The organism is Microbulbifer discodermiae, from assembly GCF_040742695.1.
GTDB lineage: Bacteria > Pseudomonadota > Gammaproteobacteria > Pseudomonadales > Cellvibrionaceae > Microbulbifer.
The window spans coordinates 1-4,450 of sequence record NZ_JBFLAB010000114.1; the positions used below are offsets into that span (position 1 = coordinate 1).

Sequence of the window (4,450 nt, forward strand, 5' to 3'; positions counted from 1 at the left end):
GAAATGAAGTAGAGCGTCTGTTTCGCCGCTTGAAAGGTTTCCGAAGAATATTTAGTCGATTTGATAAGTTGGATGTCGTTTTTAAGTTCTTCATCAACTTTTCATTGATCGCTGACCGGCTAATTAGTGTTAACAGGCCCTAGCCCCTTCCCGTCCATTGGCCTGGCCTCGCACAGACGCCGGGCCGGGCGGCGGCTTTCATAGTGCCGGCCCTGCCCCCCCCCTTTAACTATCGAAAATCTGCGGCCAGATATCCGTTCAGCAACGGCTCACCGCGGGCCTCATTGACTCAGCCCCAGCCCCTTTATCCCTGTCGGCGGCGCCTGTCGCGAAAAGCCCCTTATGTTAGCGACGCCACAGGCCCTAACCGCGAATTGCAATACCCCTCCGATCGCCAATACTCACTGCAACGGAAAAATTTCGAAATTTCAGGGACAGGAAATGAAACGGCCGACCGGGTTTATCAGCGCAACTTTGGTTTTTATCATCGGGTTTCTGTCAACGGTGTCCGCAACTGCCCAGGAGACCACCGGCAAACCCGGATCACCCAATGCAACCACGACGATCAGCGGCGAGCAGCTACCTCCACCGCAACCAAAGTTTGGCGGCGTCATCAAAGACAATGCCATGCAGTCGAAAGCCTGGTGGCCGCCCCGTATCGTGCCGCCAAAAAAGGCACCGAATATCCTCCTGATCATGACCGATGACGCGGGCTTCGGTGTACCCAGCACTTCCGGCGGTGTCATTCCCACGCCCACATTGGATCGCATCGCCAAGAACGGCCTGCTGTTCAACAATATCCACTCCACGGCACTTTGCTCCCCGACCCGCGCCGCCTTGCTCACCGGGCGCAATCACCACTCGGCGGGCTTTGGTGTCATCTCGGAACAGTCCACCGGCTTCCCCGGATATAACAGCATTATCGGCAAGGACAAGGCCACCATAGGGCGCATCCTGCGTGACAACGGCTACGCCACATCCTGGTTCGGCAAAAACCACAACACCCCGGCCTTCGCCGCCAGTCAAATCGGGCCATTCGACCAGTGGCCCATCGGCATGGGGTTCGAATATTTTTATGGGTTTGTAGGCGGAGACGCCAACCAGTGGCAGCCAAACCTGTTTCGCAACACCACACAGATCTACCCCTTCAGGGGAAAGCCCGGCTGGAACCTGGTGACCGCCATGGCGGACGATGCCATCGACTGGCTGAATCGCATCGACCAAACCAGCCCCGACAAACCCTTCTTTCTGCACTATGCCCCCGGCGCCACCCACGCGCCGCACCACCCCACCAGGGAGTGGTTCGAAAAAATCCACAGGATGCACCTGTTCGACGACGGCTGGAACAAGCTGCGGGAGCGCATCTTCGAGAACCAGAAGCGCCTGGGCGTGATTCCCCCCAACACCCGGTTGGCCCCCTGGCCCACGGAAGTGCTGAAGAACTGGGAAGATTTAACCCCAAAGGAAAAAAAGCTCTTTATCCGCCAGGTGGAAGTCTTTGCCGCCTTCGTCGCTTACACCGATCATGAGATAGGCCGGGTCATCCAGGCCATCGAGGATATGGGCAAGCTGGACGATACGCTCATTATTTATATCAACGGGGACAATGGCACCAGTGCCGAAGGGGGCCTGCTGGGTACGCCGAATGAAGTCGCCTACTTCAATGGCATCAACAATATGCCGGTGGATGTGCAGATGCAGTGGTATGACGTCTGGGGTACCGATGAGACTTACAATCACATGGCCGCCGGCTGGTCCTGGGCCTTCGATACCCCCTTTACCTGGTTCAAGCAAAATGCGTCAAAACTCGGCGGCATCCGCCAGTCCATGGCTATTTCCTGGCCGGGCCATATTCAGGACAAGGGCACCCTGCGCGAACAGTTTACGCATGTCATCGATGTGGTCCCCACTATCCTCGAAGCGACCGGCATCCGTGCACCTGAATACGTGGACGGCATCCGGCAGGCACCCATCGACGGTACCAGCTTTGCCTACACCTTTGACCAAAACAACGCCAAGGCGGCCTCACGGCATAAAACACAGTATTTCGAGATCATGGGCCAGTGGGCCCTCTATCACGATGGCTGGCTCTTGGGTACCAAAGTGAACCGGGCTCCCTGGGAGGGCTTCGGCTCCCCCAACACAGACCCGCTGAATAACCAGGTGTTTGAACTCTACAATCTGGAAGAGGATTTCAGCCAGTCGCAAAACCTCGCCGACCAACACCCGGACAAGGTAAAGAAACTCAAAAAGCTGTTTGTGGAAGAGGCGAAAAAATACCAGGTTTTTCCCCTCGACGCGTCCGTAGCGGCACGGCTTATCGCTCCGCGACCGAATATTGCCGCCGGCCGCACACAGTTTGTGTACACCCGCCCCATGGTGGGCCTGCCGCAGGGCGACTCCCCTTCGCTGCTCAATACCTCCTACACCATCACCGCCGACATCACTATTCCCGAAGGGGGCGCCGAGGGAATGATTCTGACTTCCGGCGGGCGCTTTGCCGGCTACGGCTTTTACCTCCTGAAAGGCAAACCGGTGTTCCTGTGGAACCTGCTCGATCTCAAACGCGTGAAGTGGGCGGGACCCACCGCGCTGTCGCCGGGCCGCCACAAACTGGAATTCGATTTCAAGTACGACGGCTTTGGTATAGGCACACTGGCCTACAACAGCATGAGCGGCCTGGGTCGTTCCGGCACAGGCACCCTCAAAGTGGACGGCAGGGAAGTCCAGACCATCACCATGAAGCATACCCTTCCCATGATCCTGCAATGGGACGAAAGTTTTGATATCGGCTCGGATACCCTTACCGGCGTAAACGACGCAGACTATCTGCCGCCGTTTCCACTGACCGCCCAACTCAATAAGTTGACCATCGAGATAGACCGCCCACAGCTCTCCAAGGAAGATATCGAGAAGCTGGAAAGCACCAGGGCTACCGCGGTAGACGGCAGTCCTATTCAGCATTTGCAGAGTGGCCCACGCTGAGCGGCCCGTCACCTTCAATGCAAGCCAGCTTTTGGAAGGAAAGGGCAGGCTCCAGTGCCTGTGGGGGAAGTGAAATAGCAGTGGTAGTGGGTCAATTGCACCCTACTGCTGGGTTGGCTGCCGGCGGGGCGCTGGAGGAGAGGCGCTAATGGAAAGAGCAGCGATCAACTTCTTGCCGACCGGGAAGTCACAGTTCCATTGCAATAAGAGAAAAGCCGGCTTAAAGCCGGCCTTCACATTGAGTCGCCGCCAGTACATCACCTTTCCCGACTTTCGGCGACCTATGGGGAGTATAGACGTTAGCGGGCTTCCTGCCGCCATCTGTCCCCTAGACAAGCTTCTCCTAGCCCTATTACCCTCCGGTTACGGTCCCGTAAAGCTTTGATGACACAGCGTCGCCTTTTTCATCCTGTATACCACCCCCCAGCCGCCCAACCATTAACCCGGCGGTGATAAGGCCCCCGCTTTGACCTGCCGGACCCAGCTTCGCTGGACTGGTCACCAGCCTGTTCCATAAGGGACACAAAGCAACCCTATGGAAGTAGCGATACCTTTATCGAACTGAGCGGGCTTTATAGAGTCAAGTTGCAGCCAATCAGGGTTGTTCCACCGGTTCCCGGGATCAGCCCCGGGAACCAATTGGCACTATCGAACTGGTTTTTTAAAGAAGCACAATTGCGGAACCGGAATGTTTGCGACCAACTGCCTTGGGGATACCGTCAAAAGCCACTGACAGGCTTTTTCCGCCATCTGTCAGATGTTATCTTCTTTCATTGGACCACAGCTGAAATAAGACGGGGACAAAAAAATGTTCAGCATCCATCCAAAAGGTATTTTTTTTGCTACCGCCTTTGCCATTGTCGCCACCAATCTGATCGCCGCCTCCTCCTGGTATAGAGAAAGCACTGGAATTTTTCTTGAAACAGCGGTGATTGTTGACTTCTGTCTCACCATCCCACTTCTCTATATCCTTTGCTTTCGTCACGACTTGAAGCGTGCCCTGGTAAAAGCCATCGCCCTGGCCTGCCTCGGCTTTTGGGGCGCGACACTGTTGATTCCCGAAACACAGCAAACGCTGATCCGGGAATTTGGATTTCTGCGCTATCTCGGCCTCGGGGTATTGGTCCTGATAGAAATAAAGGTGGCAGTCCTGATTTGGAAAGCCCTACGCAACCATCAGCCACCGGAAAAGGTCGCCGAAAAATTGACCACAGCTACCGATATGCCGCCATGGGTCGCCCGTCTGATGGCCTGGGAAGTGACTCTCTGGCAAAAACTGGGGCGCGCCATTGGCTTTGGCAAAAAGGATAAATCATAGTTTCCCTAGGGCCTGTTAACACTAATTAGCCGGTCAGCGATCAATGAAAAGTTGATGAAGAACTTAAAAACGACATCCAACTTATCAAATCGACTAAATATTCTTCGGAAACCTTTCAAGCGGCGAAACAGACGCTCTACTTCATTT

The 4,450-nt window shown here is 55.3% G+C and carries 2 protein-coding genes; both read left to right on the forward strand.

The features are described from left to right. Positions 1-441 precede the first annotated feature (441 nt). A complete protein-coding gene (locus tag AB1S50_RS18960; protein WP_367152791.1) occupies positions 442-2,985 on the forward strand; it encodes an arylsulfatase in 2,544 nt (847 codons plus the stop codon). A gap of 808 nt (positions 2,986-3,793) precedes the next feature. Beyond that, the gene (locus AB1S50_RS18965; RefSeq protein ID WP_367152793.1) at positions 3,794-4,303 is read left to right on the forward strand and encodes a hypothetical protein; all 510 of its coding nucleotides are present in this window, start codon (positions 3,794-3,796) and stop codon (positions 4,301-4,303) included. Positions 4,304-4,450 lie beyond the last annotated feature (147 nt).